General features: G+C 71.4%; 15 protein-coding genes. 6 read left to right on the top strand and 9 right to left on the bottom strand.

The window, feature by feature from the left end; all coding sequences use genetic code 11:
- Positions 1-25: 25 nt before the first annotated feature.
- Complete coding sequence (locus HNR28_RS00825; protein ID WP_151024945.1) at positions 26-553, top strand: carboxymuconolactone decarboxylase family protein; 528 nt, start codon at positions 26-28, stop codon at positions 551-553.
- Here the strand turns inward: HNR28_RS00825 and HNR28_RS00820 are convergent.
- Both HNR28_RS00820 and HNR28_RS00815 read right to left on the bottom strand, forming a co-directional pair.
- Positions 544-1,095: a cob(I)yrinic acid a,c-diamide adenosyltransferase gene (locus tag HNR28_RS00820; RefSeq protein ID WP_043679636.1), complete on the bottom strand. Its 552-nt coding sequence runs from the start codon at positions 1,093-1,095 to the stop codon at positions 544-546. The genes HNR28_RS00825 and HNR28_RS00820 overlap by 10 nt on opposite strands.
- Before the next feature lie 141 nt (positions 1,096-1,236).
- Positions 1,237-1,671 (bottom strand): GNAT family N-acetyltransferase, encoded by a 435-nt coding sequence (locus HNR28_RS00815; RefSeq protein ID WP_052356016.1) that lies wholly within the window; start codon positions 1,669-1,671, stop codon positions 1,237-1,239.
- Positions 1,672-1,975: 304 nt separating this feature from the next.
- Between HNR28_RS00815 and HNR28_RS00810 the strand changes: the two genes are divergently transcribed.
- Entirely contained in the window at positions 1,976-2,278 is a 303-nt protein-coding gene (locus HNR28_RS00810) for a copper-binding protein (RefSeq protein ID WP_043679638.1), read from the top strand.
- 30 nt (positions 2,279-2,308) lie between these two features.
- Here HNR28_RS00810 and hslU read toward each other — a convergent pair whose 3' ends face one another.
- Both hslU and hslV read right to left on the bottom strand, forming a co-directional pair.
- Entirely contained in the window at positions 2,309-3,628 is a 1,320-nt protein-coding gene (gene hslU / locus HNR28_RS00805) for an ATP-dependent protease ATPase subunit HslU (RefSeq protein ID WP_043679641.1), read from the bottom strand.
- Positions 3,629-3,656: 28 nt separating this feature from the next.
- A complete protein-coding gene (gene hslV / locus HNR28_RS00800; protein WP_043679644.1) occupies positions 3,657-4,190 on the bottom strand; it encodes an ATP-dependent protease subunit HslV in 534 nt (177 codons plus the stop codon).
- A 225-nt stretch (positions 4,191-4,415) separates the two neighbouring features.
- On the opposite strand from hslV, the gene HNR28_RS00795 reads away from it, so the two are divergent.
- The 4 genes from HNR28_RS00795 to HNR28_RS00780 are packed head-to-tail and all read left to right on the top strand — an operon-like array spanning position 4,416 to position 11,426.
- Complete coding sequence (locus tag HNR28_RS00795) at positions 4,416-6,392, top strand: TonB-dependent receptor domain-containing protein (RefSeq protein ID WP_043679647.1); 1,977 nt, start codon at positions 4,416-4,418, stop codon at positions 6,390-6,392.
- Positions 6,393-6,394: 2 nt separating this feature from the next.
- On the top strand, positions 6,395-10,552 hold the full coding sequence (gene cobN / locus HNR28_RS00790) for a cobaltochelatase subunit CobN (RefSeq protein WP_244978142.1): 4,158 nt from the start codon (positions 6,395-6,397) through the stop codon (positions 10,550-10,552).
- Positions 10,549-11,061, top strand: coding sequence for a MotA/TolQ/ExbB proton channel family protein (locus HNR28_RS00785; RefSeq protein WP_043679650.1), 513 nt, complete (start codon positions 10,549-10,551; stop codon positions 11,059-11,061). The genes cobN and HNR28_RS00785 overlap by 4 nt, the downstream gene beginning before the upstream one ends.
- The gene (locus HNR28_RS00780) at positions 11,061-11,426 is read left to right on the top strand and encodes a DUF2149 domain-containing protein (protein WP_151025060.1); all 366 of its coding nucleotides are present in this window, start codon (positions 11,061-11,063) and stop codon (positions 11,424-11,426) included. The genes HNR28_RS00785 and HNR28_RS00780 overlap by 1 nt, the downstream gene beginning before the upstream one ends.
- Here the strand turns inward: HNR28_RS00780 and dksA are convergent.
- The 5 genes from dksA to HNR28_RS00755 all read right to left on the bottom strand — a co-directional run bounded on the left by dksA (position 11,414) and on the right by HNR28_RS00755 (position 15,254).
- Positions 11,414-11,854 carry an RNA polymerase-binding protein DksA gene (gene dksA / locus HNR28_RS00775; RefSeq protein ID WP_043679653.1) on the bottom strand — a complete coding sequence of 147 codons (441 nt, stop codon included), beginning with the start codon at positions 11,852-11,854 and terminating at the stop codon, positions 11,414-11,416. The genes HNR28_RS00780 and dksA overlap by 13 nt on opposite strands.
- A gap of 77 nt (positions 11,855-11,931) precedes the next feature.
- Positions 11,932-13,050, bottom strand: a complete 1,119-nt coding sequence (locus tag HNR28_RS00770; RefSeq protein WP_151025061.1) for a CobW family GTP-binding protein — start codon at positions 13,048-13,050, stop codon at positions 11,932-11,934.
- 331 nt (positions 13,051-13,381) lie between these two features.
- Positions 13,382-13,729 carry a pentapeptide MXKDX repeat protein gene (locus HNR28_RS00765; protein WP_151025062.1) on the bottom strand — a complete coding sequence of 116 codons (348 nt, stop codon included), beginning with the start codon at positions 13,727-13,729 and terminating at the stop codon, positions 13,382-13,384.
- A gap of 89 nt (positions 13,730-13,818) precedes the next feature.
- Positions 13,819-14,601, bottom strand: a complete 783-nt coding sequence (locus tag HNR28_RS00760) for a molybdopterin-dependent oxidoreductase (RefSeq protein WP_151025063.1) — start codon at positions 14,599-14,601, stop codon at positions 13,819-13,821.
- Positions 14,598-15,254, bottom strand: coding sequence for a cytochrome b/b6 domain-containing protein (locus tag HNR28_RS00755; protein WP_151025064.1), 657 nt, complete (start codon positions 15,252-15,254; stop codon positions 14,598-14,600). Before HNR28_RS00755 ends, HNR28_RS00760 begins: the two co-directional genes overlap by 4 nt.
- Positions 15,255-15,257 lie beyond the last annotated feature (3 nt).

The following is a 15,257-nucleotide window of genomic DNA, read 5'->3' as shown; positions in this document are numbered from 1 at the left end:
CCACGCAGACCCCACGGAGATCTTCATGGCCCGAATCGACTACGCCGACCTGAGCCGCGGCGAGGCGGCCGCGCTTGCGGACCGCATCGTCGCCGAGCGCGGCAGCGTGCTGCACCTGTACCAGATGCTGCTGCACAGCCCCCCCGCGGCCGAAGGCTGGCTGAACTACCTGACCGCCATCCGCCACCGCTGCGCCCTGGACGGCGCCATCCGCGAACTGGTCATCATGCGCATCGCGCACCTGAACCGCGCGCCCTACGAGGCCGACCAGCATGCGCCCATCGCCCTGCGCGAGGGGCTGCGCCAGGACCAGCTCGACGCCCTGGCGCTGGACGAGATCCCGGCGGACCGGTTCGATGCGCGCGAACGGGCCGTGCTGGCCTATGCGGACGCGATGACGCGCGCCGTGCAGGTGCCCGACGCCGTGTTCCAGGCCATACGCGGGCATTTCCCGGACCGGGAGCTGGTCGAGCTGACGGCCACCGTCGCGGCCTACAACATGGTGTCGCGCTTCCTGGAAGCGCTGCAGGTGCATTCCGACGATCAGCGCTGATCGTCGCGCTCCCATAGGATGTCCGGCACTCCCGCCGCACGGTTCAGGCGGCGCGCCAGCACGAAGCACAGGTCCGACAGGCGGTTCAGGTAGTGCAGCACGGGCGGGTTCACCGCTTCCTGGCGCGACAGCGCCACCACGGACCGTTCCGCCCGGCGGGCGATGGTGCGCGCCATGTGCGCATGCGCGGCGGCCGGGCAGCCGCCGGGCAGGATGAATTCCTGCAAGGGACCCAGTTCGGCGTTGTAGCGTTTCAGGGCCTCGTCCAGGCGCAGCACGTGTTCGTCCCGCAGCGCCGTCCAGCCCGGGATGCAGAGCTCGCCGCCCAGGTCGAACAGGTCGTGCTGGATGCGGTCCAGCAGGGCGTCGACGTCGGCGGGCAGGGCGGCGGCGCGCCACAGGCCGATGGCGCTGTTCAGCTCGTCCACGTCGCCCAGCGCGGCGATGCGCGGGGCGTCCTTGGGCACGCGGGTCTTGTCGCCCAGCCCGGTGGTGCCGTCATCGCCGGTGCGGGTGGATACGATGGAGACGCGGATCGACATGGCAGGCTCCTGTGGGTTCGGGTATGGGTTCCGGCCGGGATGAGAGACCGGGTTCGGGCGGATGAGGGCTGGGCAGGACGGATTCGGGCCGCGGCGGGCGGATTCGGGCGGATTCGGCTCCGGGTGAAAGGGCGGCGCGGTTCAGGCCCGCCCCGCGAGGCGCAGCAGGGCGTCGCCGGTGACGCGCACCACGCGCCAGTCGTCCAGGATCTCGCCGCCGTGGTGCTTGTAGAATTCGATGGCGTTCTCGTTCCAGTCCAGCACCACCCATTCAAAGCGGCCGCAGCCCAGTTCCACGGCCAGCGCCGCCAGGTGCCTGAGCACCCAGCCGCCCAGGCCGCGTCCCCGGTGGGCGGGGGTGATGTAGACGTCCTCCAGGTACAGGCCGCGCCGGTCCAGGAAGCTGGAATAGTTGTGGAACCACATGATGTAGGCGATGGCCGTGGCCGGATCCTCGGCGGTCGTGATGACCAGGCAGCGGGCGGCCGGCTCCGGGCCGAAGAAGCTCTGCCGCAGGCTGTCGTGCGTGGCCTGGAAGATGCCGGTCAGTTTCTCGAATTCCGCCATCTCGCGCATCAGGGCGTGAACGGCCGGGATGTCGGATTCGGTGGCGGGACGCAGGTCGTAGCCGGGGACGGGAGCAGGGGCGGAGGCGGGAACGGCGGCGGAGGCGGAGGCTGGGACGGACAAGGGGATCTTCTCGGTTTGCGGTATGCTGGAAGTGCCCTGGCGGCGTGTCGCCGGGCAGCAGAAAGGAGTTTAGCCCATGCGTTTCCATGCCTTGCGGACCGGGTTCGGGACGTGGCCCGGGATCAGGACTGGGATCCGGATCCGGGCCCGGTGCCTGGCGCTTGCCTGCGCCCTGCCCCTGGCGGGCGGGATGGCCGCGTCGCCGGCCGTGCTGGCGCTGGCGGCGGCCGGCATCTGGAGCCTGCCGTCCGCGGCGCGCGCGGCGGCGCCCGTCCAGGCCCAGGCCAGTGGCGAGGTGGTGCGGGTGAACGCCCCCGCCGGCAAGATCGCCATTCGCCACGGCGCCATCGACAAGCTCGACCTGCCCGCCATGACCCTGGTCTACCAGGTCGATCCCGCCCTGCTGGCGGGGATCGCGGCGGGCGACCGGGTCGAGTTCACGGCCGAGCGCGCCGGCGGCCGCTACCGCATCGTCGAACTGAAGAAGCGCTGAGGCAGCCGCGCCGCGCGGGGCCGCCCGCGCCTACAGCACGTAGCGCGCCAGGTCCTGGCTGCCGGCGGTCTCGGCCAGCTTGTCGTTCACGTAGGCGGCGTCGATCACCACGGTTTCCGCGCCCGGGCTGGCGGCCTCGAAGGACAGGTCCTCCAGCAGCTTTTCCATCACCGTGTACAGGCGCCGGGCGCCGATGTTCTCCGTGCGCTCGTTGACCTCGAAGGCCAGCTCCGCCAGGCGCCGCACACCTTCCTGGGTGAATTCCAGCGTCACGTCCTCGGTGGCGAGCAGGGCGGTGTACTGCTTGGTCAGCGAGGCGTCGGTCTCGTCGAGGATGCGCACGAAATCCTCGGCCGTCAGGGAATCCAGCTCCACGCGGATGGGGAAGCGGCCCTGCAGTTCCGGGATCAGGTCCGACGGGCGGGACAGATGAAAGGCGCCCGAGGCGATGAACAGGATGTGGTCGGTGCGCACCATGCCGTACTTGGTGTTGACGGTGGTGCCCTCGACCAGCGGCAGCAGGTCGCGCTGCACGCCCTGGCGCGAGACGTCGGCGCCGCCCTGCTCCTGGCGCGCGGCGATCTTGTCGATCTCGTCCAGGAACACGATGCCGTGCTGCTCGGCCAGCGTCACGGCGTGGGTGCGCAGGTCCTCTTCGTTGATGCGGCGCGCGGCTTCCTCCTCGACCAGCAGGCGGAAGGCTTCCTTGACGGACAGCTTGCGCGACTTGGTCTTGCCCTGGGCCAGGCCGGCGAACATGCCGCGCAGCTGCTCGGTCATTTCCTCCATGCCCGGAGGCGCCATGATTTCCATGTGCGGCGGCGTCTGGGCGACCTCGATGTCGATCTGCGTGTCGTCCAGCTTGCCTTCGCGCAGGCGCTTGCGGAAGATCTGGCGGGTGTTGTTGCCTTCCTCGCGCTCGGGCTCGCCGCGCGCGTTGCGCGGGGGCGGCAGCAGGGCGTCGAGGATGCGGTCCTCGGCGGCGTCCTCGGCCTGGGTGCGCACGCGGCGCATCTCGGTCTCGCGCGTCTGCTTGATGGCGACCTCGACCAGGTCGCGCACGATGGTGTCCACGTCGCGGCCCACGTAGCCGACCTCGGTGAACTTGGTGGCCTCGATCTTGATGAAGGGAGCGTTGGCCAGCCGGGCCAGGCGGCGGGCGATCTCGGTCTTGCCCACACCGGTGGGGCCGATCATCAGGATGTTCTTCGGCACGATCTCGTGGCGCAGGGGCTCGGGGACCTGCTGGCGGCGCCAGCGGTTGCGCAGCGCCACGGCCACCGACCGCTTGGCCTTGTCCTGGCCGACGATGTGCTTGTCCAGTTCCGAGACGATTTCCTTGGGGGTCATGGGGGTGGCATCAGACATGGAGGCGGGCCTAGAGCGTTTCGACGATGTGGTTCTGGTTGGTGTAGATGCAGATCTCCCCGGCGATCTCCAGGGACTTCTTGACGATGTCGGCGGGCGGCAGGTCGGTGGCGTCCAGCAGGGCGCGCGCCGCCGCCTGGGCGTAGGCGCCGCCCGAGCCGATGGCGGCGATGCCGTATTCAGGTTCCAGGACGTCGCCGTTGCCGGTCAGCACCAGGGTGTGTTCGCGGTCGGCCACGATCAGCATGGCTTCCAGCCGGCGCAGCACGCGGTCGGTGCGCCAGTCGCGGGTCAGTTCCACGGCGGCGCGCATCAGGTGGCCCTGGTGCTTTTCCAGCTTGGCCTCGAAGCGCTCCTGCAGGGTGAAGGCGTCCGCCGTGGCGCCGGCGAAGCCGGCCAGGACCTGGTCGTGGTAGAGCCGGCGGATCTTGCGGGCCGTGCCCTTGATGACGATGTTGCCCAGCGTGACCTGGCCGTCGCCGCCCAGGGCGACGTCTTCGCCGCGCCGGACGCAGACGATGGTGGTGGCGTGAAATTGTTCCATGCGGTTCCCTCGGGTGGAGAAGCCTACATGGGGGCGGGGCGCCGGCTTTTCAAGCGGCGGCGGGATGCCGGCCGCTGTCTGGTGCAAGTGTTATGTTATAACATTGCATTTCGTCCGGCCGAGGTGCCGGGCATCGGCGCCGGGGCGAGCCCGGCATTCCCGCCCCGAGGCACCGGCATTCCCGCTTCGCGGCATCGCAGCGTCTTGGAAGGAAAGGATCTGGAAATGAGCAGCAGGAAGGCACTGGCCGGGATCTGCCTGGCCGCCTGGGGGGCCATGGGCGCGGCGGCGGCCGCGGAGGAGACGGAGCCCGGGCGCCTTGCCGGCCCGGGGGAACGGCAGGTCGCCGAGTTGCCGGGCGTCGTCGTGACGGCCACCGATACCCCGCGCAGCCGGGCCGATGCGCCGGCCAGCGTCGCGGTGATCGAGGGCGAGGCGCTGCGCCGCCGGCCCGTCAACGACCTGGGCGACGCCGTGCGCGATACGGTCGGCGTCGATCTGGAAAGCGCCGGGCTGGGACGGCGCGGGATCTCCATCCGGGGCATGAGCGCCGGGCATACGCTGATGCTCGTGGACGGCCAGCGCATCAGCGCGTCCTCCTCGGCGATCGCCCATTCCGACTTCGAGCTGGGCTGGATCCCGACCGAAGCCATCGACCGGGTGGAGGTCGTGCGCGGTCCGCTGTCCTCGCTGTATGGGTCCGAGGCGCTGGGCGGCGTGGTCAACGTCCTGACCCGCGCGGCGACCGACCGCTGGGAAGGCTCGTTCAGCGGCTATGCGCTGTTCGGCGACCACGACCTGGGCGGCAAGCAGTACAAGAGCGGCTTCTACGTCGGCGGGCCGCTGGTGCCCGGCCGCCTGGGCCTGAACGCCTGGGGGGAATACCGGCACCGCGACGCGCTGCGGGATGCGGCCGACACGGCGCTCACCGCGCTGGACCGGCAGCGCGCGCAGAATGGGCACGTGGGGCTGGCCTGGACGCCGGATGCGCGCCAGCGCATCGACCTGTCCATGGACGCGGGCACCGAATCGCAGTCCGGCATCCGGGAAGCGTCCGCGGGGAGCCCCTATGTCGCCGACAACGACGTCCAGCGCCGCCGCTATGCGCTTTCGCACACCGGCCGGTGGAACTGGGGCGGAACGCGGGTCCGGCTGTACCGGTCCACGCTGTACCGCGAGGCGTGGCGCAGCGACGGCGCGGACTCGACGGGGCCGAACCGGTTCACCGACACCGTGCTCGACGGCCGGGCGGACGTGTCCGTCGGCCGGGCGCATCGGGTGAGCCTCGGCGCGGAGCTGCGGCGCGAGAGCCTGGAGGACCCGAGCGTGAACCGCGCGGGCCGCAAGGCCCAGAACCTGCGGGCCGTCTTCGGCCAGGACGAGATCCGGCTGGGGGAGCGCTGGGAACTGGTGCTGGGCAGCCGCTTCGACCATCATCCCGACTTCGGCTGGGAAGCCAGCCCGCGGGCCTACCTGCTGTTCCATCCAAGCGATGCGCTGACTTTCCGGGCGGGCGCGGGACGGGGCTTCAAGGCGCCGTCGCTCAAGCAGCTGTCGCCGGAATACGAGTCCTGGGCCGCCATGGGCGGGCGCGGCGTCATCCGCGGCAATCCGGACCTGCAGCCCGAGACCAACCAGTCCTACGAACTGGGCGCGGCCTACGACGGGGGCGCCTGGTCGGCGAGCGCGACGCTGTTCCACAACGACGTGAAGAACCTGATCGAGACCGTGCGGCAACCGGTCTGCGACGTGCGCGGGCGGGTCTGCCTGGACTACGAGAACGTCGCGCGGACCCGCCTGCGGGGGCTGGAGCTGACGGCCGGCGCCGAGCTGGCCCGGGACTGGCGGGTGGAGGCCAACTACACCCTGCTCGACGCCCGCGACCGGACGACGGGCGAGCGGCTGGCCGACCGGTCCCGCCACCGCGCCCATGCCACCGTGGAGTGGACGCCGCTGGCGCGGCTCTCGACCCGGCTGCGGGTGGAATACATCGGATCGCAGTACCGTTCGGCCACGCTCGACGACCGCCCCGGCCATACCCTGCTGCACTGGTATGCGGATTACGAACTCAGCCGCAGCCTGAGCCTGCACCTGGGCATCGAGAACCTGAGCGACGAGCGCCTGGCCAACGACGATGCCGACGCGTACGACCGCGCGGACGAGGGACGGCGCTTCTTCGCCGGCCTGACGGCGAGGTTCTGACGATGAGCCGGTCCGTTGAAATGCGCCGGCGGCCGGGCCGCCTGTCGCCGTGGTCGTGGCTGCCCGGGTTGCCGGGGCGGCTGCCGGGATTGCTGCCGGGGCTGTCGAGGCGGCCGGGCCGCCTGCCAGGACGGCTGCCGTGGCGGCTGCTGGGCGTGCTGTGGCTGCTGGGGCTGGGGTGGCTGCCGGGCCTGGCGGCGGGCGCGGCCGCATCCGGGCTTGCGCCCGCCGCGCCGGAGGCCGCCGGTGCCGGCGCGGCGACGGTGCTCGTGCTGCACGATGATTTCGTCTCGGCGGAGAAGTTCCAGCGCCTGCGGGACTTCGCCGGGCCGCAGGCCGTGCCCCTGGGCCACCTGGACGTCGATGCGGCCGAGCCTGGGCTCCTGTGCGCCGCGGTGCGGGCCGCCGCGCTGGTCGTGCTGGACGTGCCGCGCCCCGGGGACCGGACCCGGGTGACGCGGCGCCTGGGCCAGGCCTGCCCCTCCTCGGCGCCGGACGCCGCGCCCCGCCTGACGGTGGGGGGCGGTCCCCCAGCGGGGCAGGGGCTGGCGCCGCCCGTGGCCGGCGCGCTGGCGGCCCTGTATGCCGCCGGCGGCGCGGACAACTTCCGGCGCTTCTTCGCCCTGGCGCGGGCCGTGCGCGACGGGGGCGATCCGCCCGCGCACCTGCTCGCGGCGCCCCGCCGCCTGCCGCAGACCGGCTTCTATCATCCGCGCGCGCCCCGCGTCTTCGAGCGCGTGGAGGACTATCTGGCCTGGCAGGCGGCGCGGCGGGATGCCCCCCGTCCCGCCGCGGGCCGGGTCGCCTTCCTGATCCACGCCGGCGTGGTCGCCGACCTGCTGACCCGGGAAGTGGACGAACTGGTCGAGCGCACCGAAGCGGCCGGACTGCTGCCCCTCGTGTTCTGGGCCGACGCGGCCGATCCGCAGGGCCTGGCGGGCATCCTCGGCCCGGGCCGCATCGACGTCCTGGTCAATCTCACCCACCTGCGCGACGGCGCGGCGCGGCGCCGGGACTTCCGGGCGCTGGACGTGCCGGTGATCCAGACGCTCCGCTTCCGCGACGGCGCGGCGGCCGACTGGCCCGCGGCCGCCAGCGGCGTGCCGTCCCGGACGGCCGCCGTGTTCCTGGCCGGCCCGGAGAGCTGGGGGGTCGGCGATCCGCTGGTCCTGTCCGCCTCGACAGCGGGCGTGAGCGACCTGCTGCCCGCCCAGGCCGATGCCCTGATCGCCAAGCTGCGCAGCCTGGTGGCGCTGCGCCGCACGCCGCCGGCGGACAAGAAGCTGGCGCTGATGTTCTGGAACTACCCGGCCGGCGAGAAGAACCTGGGAGCCTCGAACCTGAACGTTCCCCGCAGCATCGTCTCCATCCAGGCCGCGCTGGCGGCGCACGGCTACGATGCCGGCGCGCCGGTGGACGAGGCGCGGGCCATCGCGGCGGGCCAGCGGATGCTGGGCGCGCTGTACGGCAGCGTGGCGCCGGAGGCCCTGCTGGCCGAAGGCCTGGCCGGCCTGTATCCGCTGGAAGACTACGAGCGCTGGCTGGCCGGGCTGCCTGAGCGCCGCCGGACCGGGCTGCGCGCCCTGGGCGATCCCGCCCGGCACCGCGCGGTGCGCGAGATCGGCGGCCGGCGCTATTTCGTGATCCCGTGCTGGCGGCTCGGGCACCTGCTGGTCATGCCGCAGATGCCGCGCCACGCCGATCCTTGGGCCCACTATCACGATACCGCCAGCGTGCCCGACCCGCTCTACCTGGCGGCCTACCTGTACCTGCAGCGGCAGTACGGCGCGCACGCGCTGATCCACCTGGGCACGCACGGCACGCAGGAGTGGCTGCCCGGCAAGGACCGCGGGCTGGCCGCCGACGACTATCCCTGGCTGGCCGTGGGCAGCCTGCCGGTGTTCTATCCCTACATCCAGGACAATGTCGGCGAGGCGATCCAGGCCCGGCGCCGCGGCCGGGCGGTGACCATCAGCCACCAGACGCCGCCTTTCGCGCCGGCCGGGCTGTACGACGAACTGCGCGACCTGCACCAGCTGATCCACGAGTACCAGCAGCTCGATGGCGGCGCCGTGCGCGAACGGGCGGCCGCCCGGATCCGCGAGGCCGCCGCCGCGGCCCACCTGCACGAGGACCTCGGCTGGACGATGCCGCGCGCCGAGCAGGATTTCGAGGGTTTTCTGCGGGCCTTGCACGACCACCTGCACGAACTGGCGCGGACGGCCATGCCGCTGGGCCTGCACGTCTTCGGCCAGCCGGCCGAGCCCGCGCACCGCGTCTCCACCGTCATGCAGCAGCTGGGCGCGCCGCTGCTCGCGGCGCTGGGGATGGACCGCGGCGAGGCGTTCGCGGCCGATCCGGCCGTCCTGCCCGGCAATCCCGCCTACCAGGCGGTGCGCAGGATGCTGTCTTCCGGAGCCGTGTCTCCCGGCCTTGCGGCCGCGCCCTTGCCGGCCGCCGCGGCGGCCCTGGCCGCACGGGCGCGGGAGCTGGATCGCCGGCTGCGCGATACCGGTGAGAACGAAGCCCTGCTGGCCGGCCTGGCGGGCCGGTTCGTCGAGCCGGGCGCGGGCGGCGACCCGATCCGCAATCCCGACGCGGTGGGCGGCCGCAACCTGTATGCCTTCGAGGCCGACAAGATCCCGGCGCGCGCCGCCTACGACTCGGCCGCCACCGCCTATGCGCAGCTGATCGAGGCGTTCCGCGCGGCGCACGGCGGCGCCTGGCCGCGCAAGATCGCCTTCAGCCTGTGGGCATCCGAGGCGGTCCGCCATCTGGGCGTCACCGAGGCGCAGGTCCTGCATGCCCTGGGGCTGCGGCCGGTCTGGGACGAGGGCGGCCGCGTCACGGCGCTGGAGATCATCCCCGCCGCCGAACTGGGCCGTCCGCGCGTCGACGTGGTCGTCCAGGTCACCGGCGTGTACCGGGACCAGTTCGACGCCTTCATGCGGCTGCTCGACGATGCGCTGGCGCGCCTGGCCGCGCTGGACGAGCCGGGCAATCCGGTCGCCGGCCACAGCCGCGGCATCGAGGCCGCCCTGGCGGCGCGCGGCCTGCCGCCGGAGACGGCCGCGCGGGTCGCGCGCCAGCGCATCTTCGGCAGCGCGCCGGGATCCTACGGGACCGGCGTGCCCGATCTGGCGCGGCGCTCGGCCGAATGGGACGGCGATGCCGCGCTGGGGCGGCAGTTCCTCGACAGCAGCCGGCACGCCTACGGGCAGGGCGCCTGGGGCGAGGCGCCGGCAGGCGTCAATCCGCTGGCCGAGCAGTTGCGGGGCGTGCAGGCGGCGGTGATGTCGCGTTCGTCGAACCTGCACGGGGTGCTGTCGACAGACCACCCGTTCGAGTTCCTGGGCGGGCTGTCGGCCGCCGTGCGCCACCTGGACGGCCAGGCGCCCCAGCTGCTGGTGTCCGATCTGCGCGCGGGCGGCGCCCGGACAACCGGGCTGGCGGGCTTCCTGGCCGACGAACTGCGCACGCGCTACCTGAACCCCCAGTGGATCGCTGCCATGCGGCGGGAGGGCTATGCCGGCACGCTGGAAGTGCTGAAGGCGGCCAGCAACCTGTTCGGCTGGCAGGCGGCGGATGCCTCCACGGTGCGGGACGACCAGTGGCAGGCGCTGTTCGACACCTACGTCGCCGATGCCCGCGGGCTGGGAACGCCGGCCTGGTTCGAGCGGGACAACCCCGCGGCGCAGGCGCAGATCCTCGAACGCATGGCCGAGGCCATCCGCAAGGGCTACTGGGACGCCGGCGAGGCCACCCGGCGCGAACTGGCGCGGCGCTGGCTGGAACTGGAACGCCGCTTCGGCACCCATGCCGGGGCCGAGCCGACGCGCCGCTACGTGGCCGCCCTGGCGCAGGGCTACGGGCTGAATGCGTCTCCCGCGCCGCAGGCCGGCGCCGCGGGCACGCCGGAGGCGCCGGCCGATGCGCCGCGGCAACCCGTGCGCGGCCCCGTGCTGGAGCCGGCCGCCCTGCCCGCGCCCGCGCCGGAGCCGCCGGACCGCCGGCTGCGCGTGCTGGCGGCAATGCTGTGCCTGGTGTGCGGCGGCGCGCTGTGGCAGGCCGCCCAGGGGCGCCGTGCGCGCCGCACGGCCGCCGGTCCCGCCGATCTTTCTTCCCCCCGATCCATCCATCCCGCCGAGGGCATGCCATGACTCCGTTCGCCGAACTCGAAACCCTGATCTACGACGTCTCGCGCGTCTTCCTCGTCCCGGTGCTGCTGCTGATCGCAGGCGCGCTGGCCTATGCCCTGGCGATGCTGGGCGCCTTCGCCGTCGAGGCCTGGCAGCGCCGCCGCGGTACGCACCCGCGGGCGCTGCTGGCCCATGCGCGGCGGGCGGCTGCGGGAGACGGCCCGCCGGGCGTGGACAGCGACGACCTGGAACTCTGGATCATGCGGCGGCTGGAATGGCTGCGCATCGTGTCGCGCACGGCGCCCATGCTGGGCCTGATCGCGACCATGATTCCGATGGGGCCGGCCCTGCTGGCGCTGGGCGGCAACGACGCCGCCGCCGTGGGCAGGAACATGGTGGCGGCCTTCTCGGCCGTGATCCTGGCGCTGCTGGCGGCCAGCATCTGCTTCTTCGTCCTCGCCGTGCGGCGGCGCTGGCTGCTGCAGGATCTGCGCGAACTGGAGCGCATGCGCGCCGGAGGGAAGGCCTGATGCGGTTCCTGGAGGAAGAAGAGAGCGACCCGATGCTCTCGGTCATCAACATGATCGACCTGTTCCTGGTCGTGATCGGGGTGCTGATGGCGACGATCGCCCGGAATCCGCTCAATCCGTTTTCCGGCGCGCCGGTCGTGGTGGTCGAGCGCCCGGGCGAGGCCGGCATGCGCATCACCGTCAAGAACGGCAAGGAACTGACGCGCTACGAATCGAGCGGGGAAGTCGGCCAGGGGCTGGGCGCCCGCGCCGGCGTCACCTATCGTCTGGACGACGGACGCATGATCTACGTGCCCGAGGGGCCGACGCCCCCGGGAACGGACGCGCCCCGGGCGGAGCGCGCAGGAGGGGATCAGTCGCCGTAGAGCTTCTGGCGCATTTCGCGGCGTTCCTGCGCTTCCAGCGACAGGGTGGCGGTGGGCCGCGCCAGCAGGCGGGCGATGCCGATGGGCTCGCCGGTTTCCTCGCACCAGCCGTATTCGCCGGCGTCGATGCGGGCGATGGCCTGCTGGACCTTTTTCAGCAGCTTGCGCTCGCGGTCGCGGGTGCGCAGTTCCAGGGCGTGTTCTTCTTCGATCGTCGCGCGGTCGGCCGGGTCGGGCACGTACTGGGTCTCGCGCAGGTTTTCGGTGGTGGCGCCGGCGTTGGTCAGGATCTCGTGTTCGAGCTGGTGCAGGCGGTCGCGGAAGAACGCCAGCTGGGCCTCGTTCATGTAGTCCTTTTCAGGCATCGCCAGCAGCTCTTTTTCCGTGAGCAGCTTACCCTGGGATTTGGTGCTGGATTTGGTAGCCATGTCGTGTCCTCTTCTTTATGTGCCGGGTCCCGTCCGCCGCGCCCGGAAGATCCGGTGGAGTGGCGGTGATGTGGCGTTCAGGCCAGGCATTGTTCGAGCCCCTGGGTGAAGATGTCCTGAGGCAGTTTACGGCCGATGAAGACCATGCGGGTATTCGGTTTTTCACTGGCGGGCCAGGGCTTGCCGGGCTCCGCGCCGAACATCATGTGAACGCCCTGGAACAGCATGCGGCGATTGATGCCCTTGATGTACAGGATGCCCTTGTAGCGCAGCAGGTCCGGGCCGTAGACCTGGACGATGCCGCTGAGGAAGTCCTCCAGGCGTTCCGGATCGAAGGCGCGGTTGGAGCGGAACACGAAGGCGCCGATCTCGTCGTCGTGGTGGGCGTGGTGGTGATCGGGGTGGCCGCAGGCGGGACCGCAGGCGTGGTGGCCGTCCTCGTCGTCGTGCTCGTGATCGTGGTGATCGTGGCCGTGGCCGTGATGGTCATGGCCGTGGTGGTCGTGGGCGGCGGCTTCCTCGGCGAGGAATTCCGGATCGATGTCCAGGATGGCGTCCAGGTCGAAGCCGCTCACGTCCAGCAGGGCTTTCAGGTCGGTCTCGCCGAAGTGCGCGGGCAGGATGGAGGCGCGCGGATTGATCCGCACCAGGCGGGCGCGCAGGGCCTGGTAGTCGGCCTCGTTGACCAGGTCCTTCTTGGAGATCAGGATGCGGTCGGCGAAGCCGACCTGGCGCTGGGCTTCTTCCTGGCGGTCCAGGGTGGCCATGCCGTGCTTGGCGTCCACCACCGTGACCACGGCGTCGAGCCGGTAGGTGGCGGCGATGTCGTCGTCCATGAAGAAGGTCTGGCAGACCGGGCCGGGATTGGCCATGCCCGTGGTCTCGATGATCACGCGGTCGAAGCGCACGTCGCCGGCGGCGCGCCGGGCGGCGAGGTCGCCCAGGGTGCGGATCAGGTCGCCGCGCACGGTGCAGCAGACGCAGCCGTTGCTCAGTTCCACGACCTGCTCGTCGCTGTCCTGGACCAGCAGGTCGTTGTCGATGTTTTCCTCGCCGAACTCGTTTTCGATGACGGCGATGCGCTGGCCGTGGAATTCCGTCAGGATGCGGCGCAGCAGGGTCGTCTTGCCCGCCCCCAGGAAACCGGTGAGCACGGTGACGGGAATCAGGGAATCGGCGGATGGAGCAGTGTTCATGATGGCCTCGAATGCGATGCGCCATCCTCGCCCTGGCCGTTGCTGCGCCGGATGCAGGAGGTCTTGGCCTTCCCGGCGGCGGACTGGGGGATGTGGCGATCAGCATGCGATTACATCATAGGCCCGGGTTTAGGGCAAACCTGGGCCTCGGCCGTTCGGCGGATCGGTTTTGCCGGCAGCGGGGGACGGGCGCGCGGTTCGGCTTCCCGGGCGCCCAGTGCGTAGCCGGCCCCGGTCGTCGCCCGGGGCTGGGGCCGTTGGGGCCGCGCCGCCGCTCCTGGAATGCGTGCCGCGGCGCGGCGCCCAGGCCCGCCCCGGCTGCCCCTGGCCTCTACTGCTTCATCCCGTCCTTGCCCATGCCGCCTTTTTCCATGCCCATCTTGTCCATGTCCTTCTTGCCCATGGGGCTCATGGCGGACTGGCCGTCCTTGGACATCGGCTCGCGGGTCATGCCCTGCTTGTCCATGCCCGTCTTATGCTGGCCCATCTTGTCCATGCCCGCCTTGTCCTGGCTCATTGCGTTCCTGCCCATCCCGTCCTTGTGCATGGCCTGCCCGGACGGGGCGGGCTTTTCCATGCCCATCTTGTCCTTGCCCATCGTGCCGGCGGCGAAGGCCGAGGCGGCCCCCAGGGCGAGGCAGGCGGAAAGCGCGGCGGTGGCGAAAGCAGTGTTTTTCATGATGTTTCCTTTATAGGGAGGGTAAAAAGGGAAAAAAGAGAAAAGAGCGGCGGATGCCGCGGTGGGAAAAAAGAAGCCGGGCGCCTGCGTCAGCTGCCTCCGAACCAGTTGTAGCCCTGGTCTTCCCAGTAGCCGCGGTTGAAGGTGTTGCTCACGAAGATCGCCCGGACGTGTTTCGGGTTCTTGTAGCCGAGCTTGGTGGGGATGCGCAGCTTCATCGGAAAGCCGTACTTCGGCGGCAGCGGCCGGTCGTCCCAGTCCAGCGCGATCAGCGTCTGGGGATGCAGGGCGGTCGCCATGTCGATGCTGGTGTAGTAGTCGTCGGCGCAGTGGACGCCGACGTAGCGCGCATCCAGGTCGGCGCCGACCGCGCGCAGGAAGTCGCCCAGGCGGGGGCCGCCCCATTTGCCGATCGCGCTCCAGCCTTCCACGCAGATGTGGCGCGTGACCTGCGTGGACTGGGGCAGCGCGCGCAGCTCATCCAGCGCCCATGGCTGCTTGCGGGAGACCCGGCCGGAGACCTCCAGCCGGAATGCCCCGCCATCGATGCGCGGCACCTCGTCCTCGCCGTAGAAGGCGTTGAACGGGAAGGGACGCGCGATCATGGAGTCCGGGTAGGTGGGCGCGAGCAGCGCGGGGTCGAACAGCCGGCCCTGCGCCCAGTCGTTGATGCGCGAGATCCGCTGCAATGCCGCTTCGGCCGTGGCGTTGTCGTCGATGCGGCAGCCGCCCAGCAGGCACAGCCCGCCCAGCGTCAGTCCGCGCGCCAGGAAGCGGCGGCGCGAAGCCAGCGGCAGGCGCCTGCCGATCAGGTCCTGCGCCTCGGCCACGACGGCCTGGGCATTGTCCTTGTGCCAGAGGGAGAGTTTCATGATGCGGTTTCCTGGCCGGGCCGGCGCGAGCGGGGGCCGCCCGTCACCATGGCGAGCAGCGATCGGGGCACCAGCACGGCCATGACGACGTGGCCGAGCGCGAAGGTGACGAGGGCGGCCATGCCGCAGAAATGGATCCACCGGGCCGCCTCGTAGCCCCCCAGAAGTTCGCGCAGCAGCGGGAATTGCACCGATTTCCAGAGGACCAGGCCGCTGAGGCCCAGCAGGACGAGGTCCAGGATCACGAACAGGTAGGCGGCGCGCTGCACCTGGTTGTAGCGGCTCGGGTCCGCATGCGCGAGGCGCCCCGCGAGCGCCCGCCGCGCATCGGCCAGGACGCCGCGCGCCGTCACGGGGAACAGGCGGCGGACCAGCCGGCCCGTGGACAGGTTGAGGAGCAGGTAGGCCAGCCCGTTGAAGGCGAACAGCCACATGCCGGCGAAATGCCACTGCAGCGCTCCGCCCAGCCAGCCGCCCAGCGTGATGCCCGCGGGAAACGTGACATCGAGCAGGGGCGATGCGTCGTAGATGCGCCAGCCGCTCATGACCATGATCAGCACGGCCAGGGCGTTGATCCAGTGCGTCGCACGCAGCCACAGGGGCTGCAGCGGCTTGCCGCGCACGGGGAGAGGGGGTGTCGGATCGGCTTTCATGGG

The organism is Castellaniella defragrans, from assembly GCF_014203015.1.
Taxonomy (GTDB): Bacteria; Pseudomonadota; Gammaproteobacteria; order Burkholderiales; family Burkholderiaceae_B; genus Castellaniella; species Castellaniella defragrans.
The sequence above is the reverse complement of the archived record's forward strand: the minus strand, read 5'-3'. Positions and strand labels throughout refer to the sequence as shown.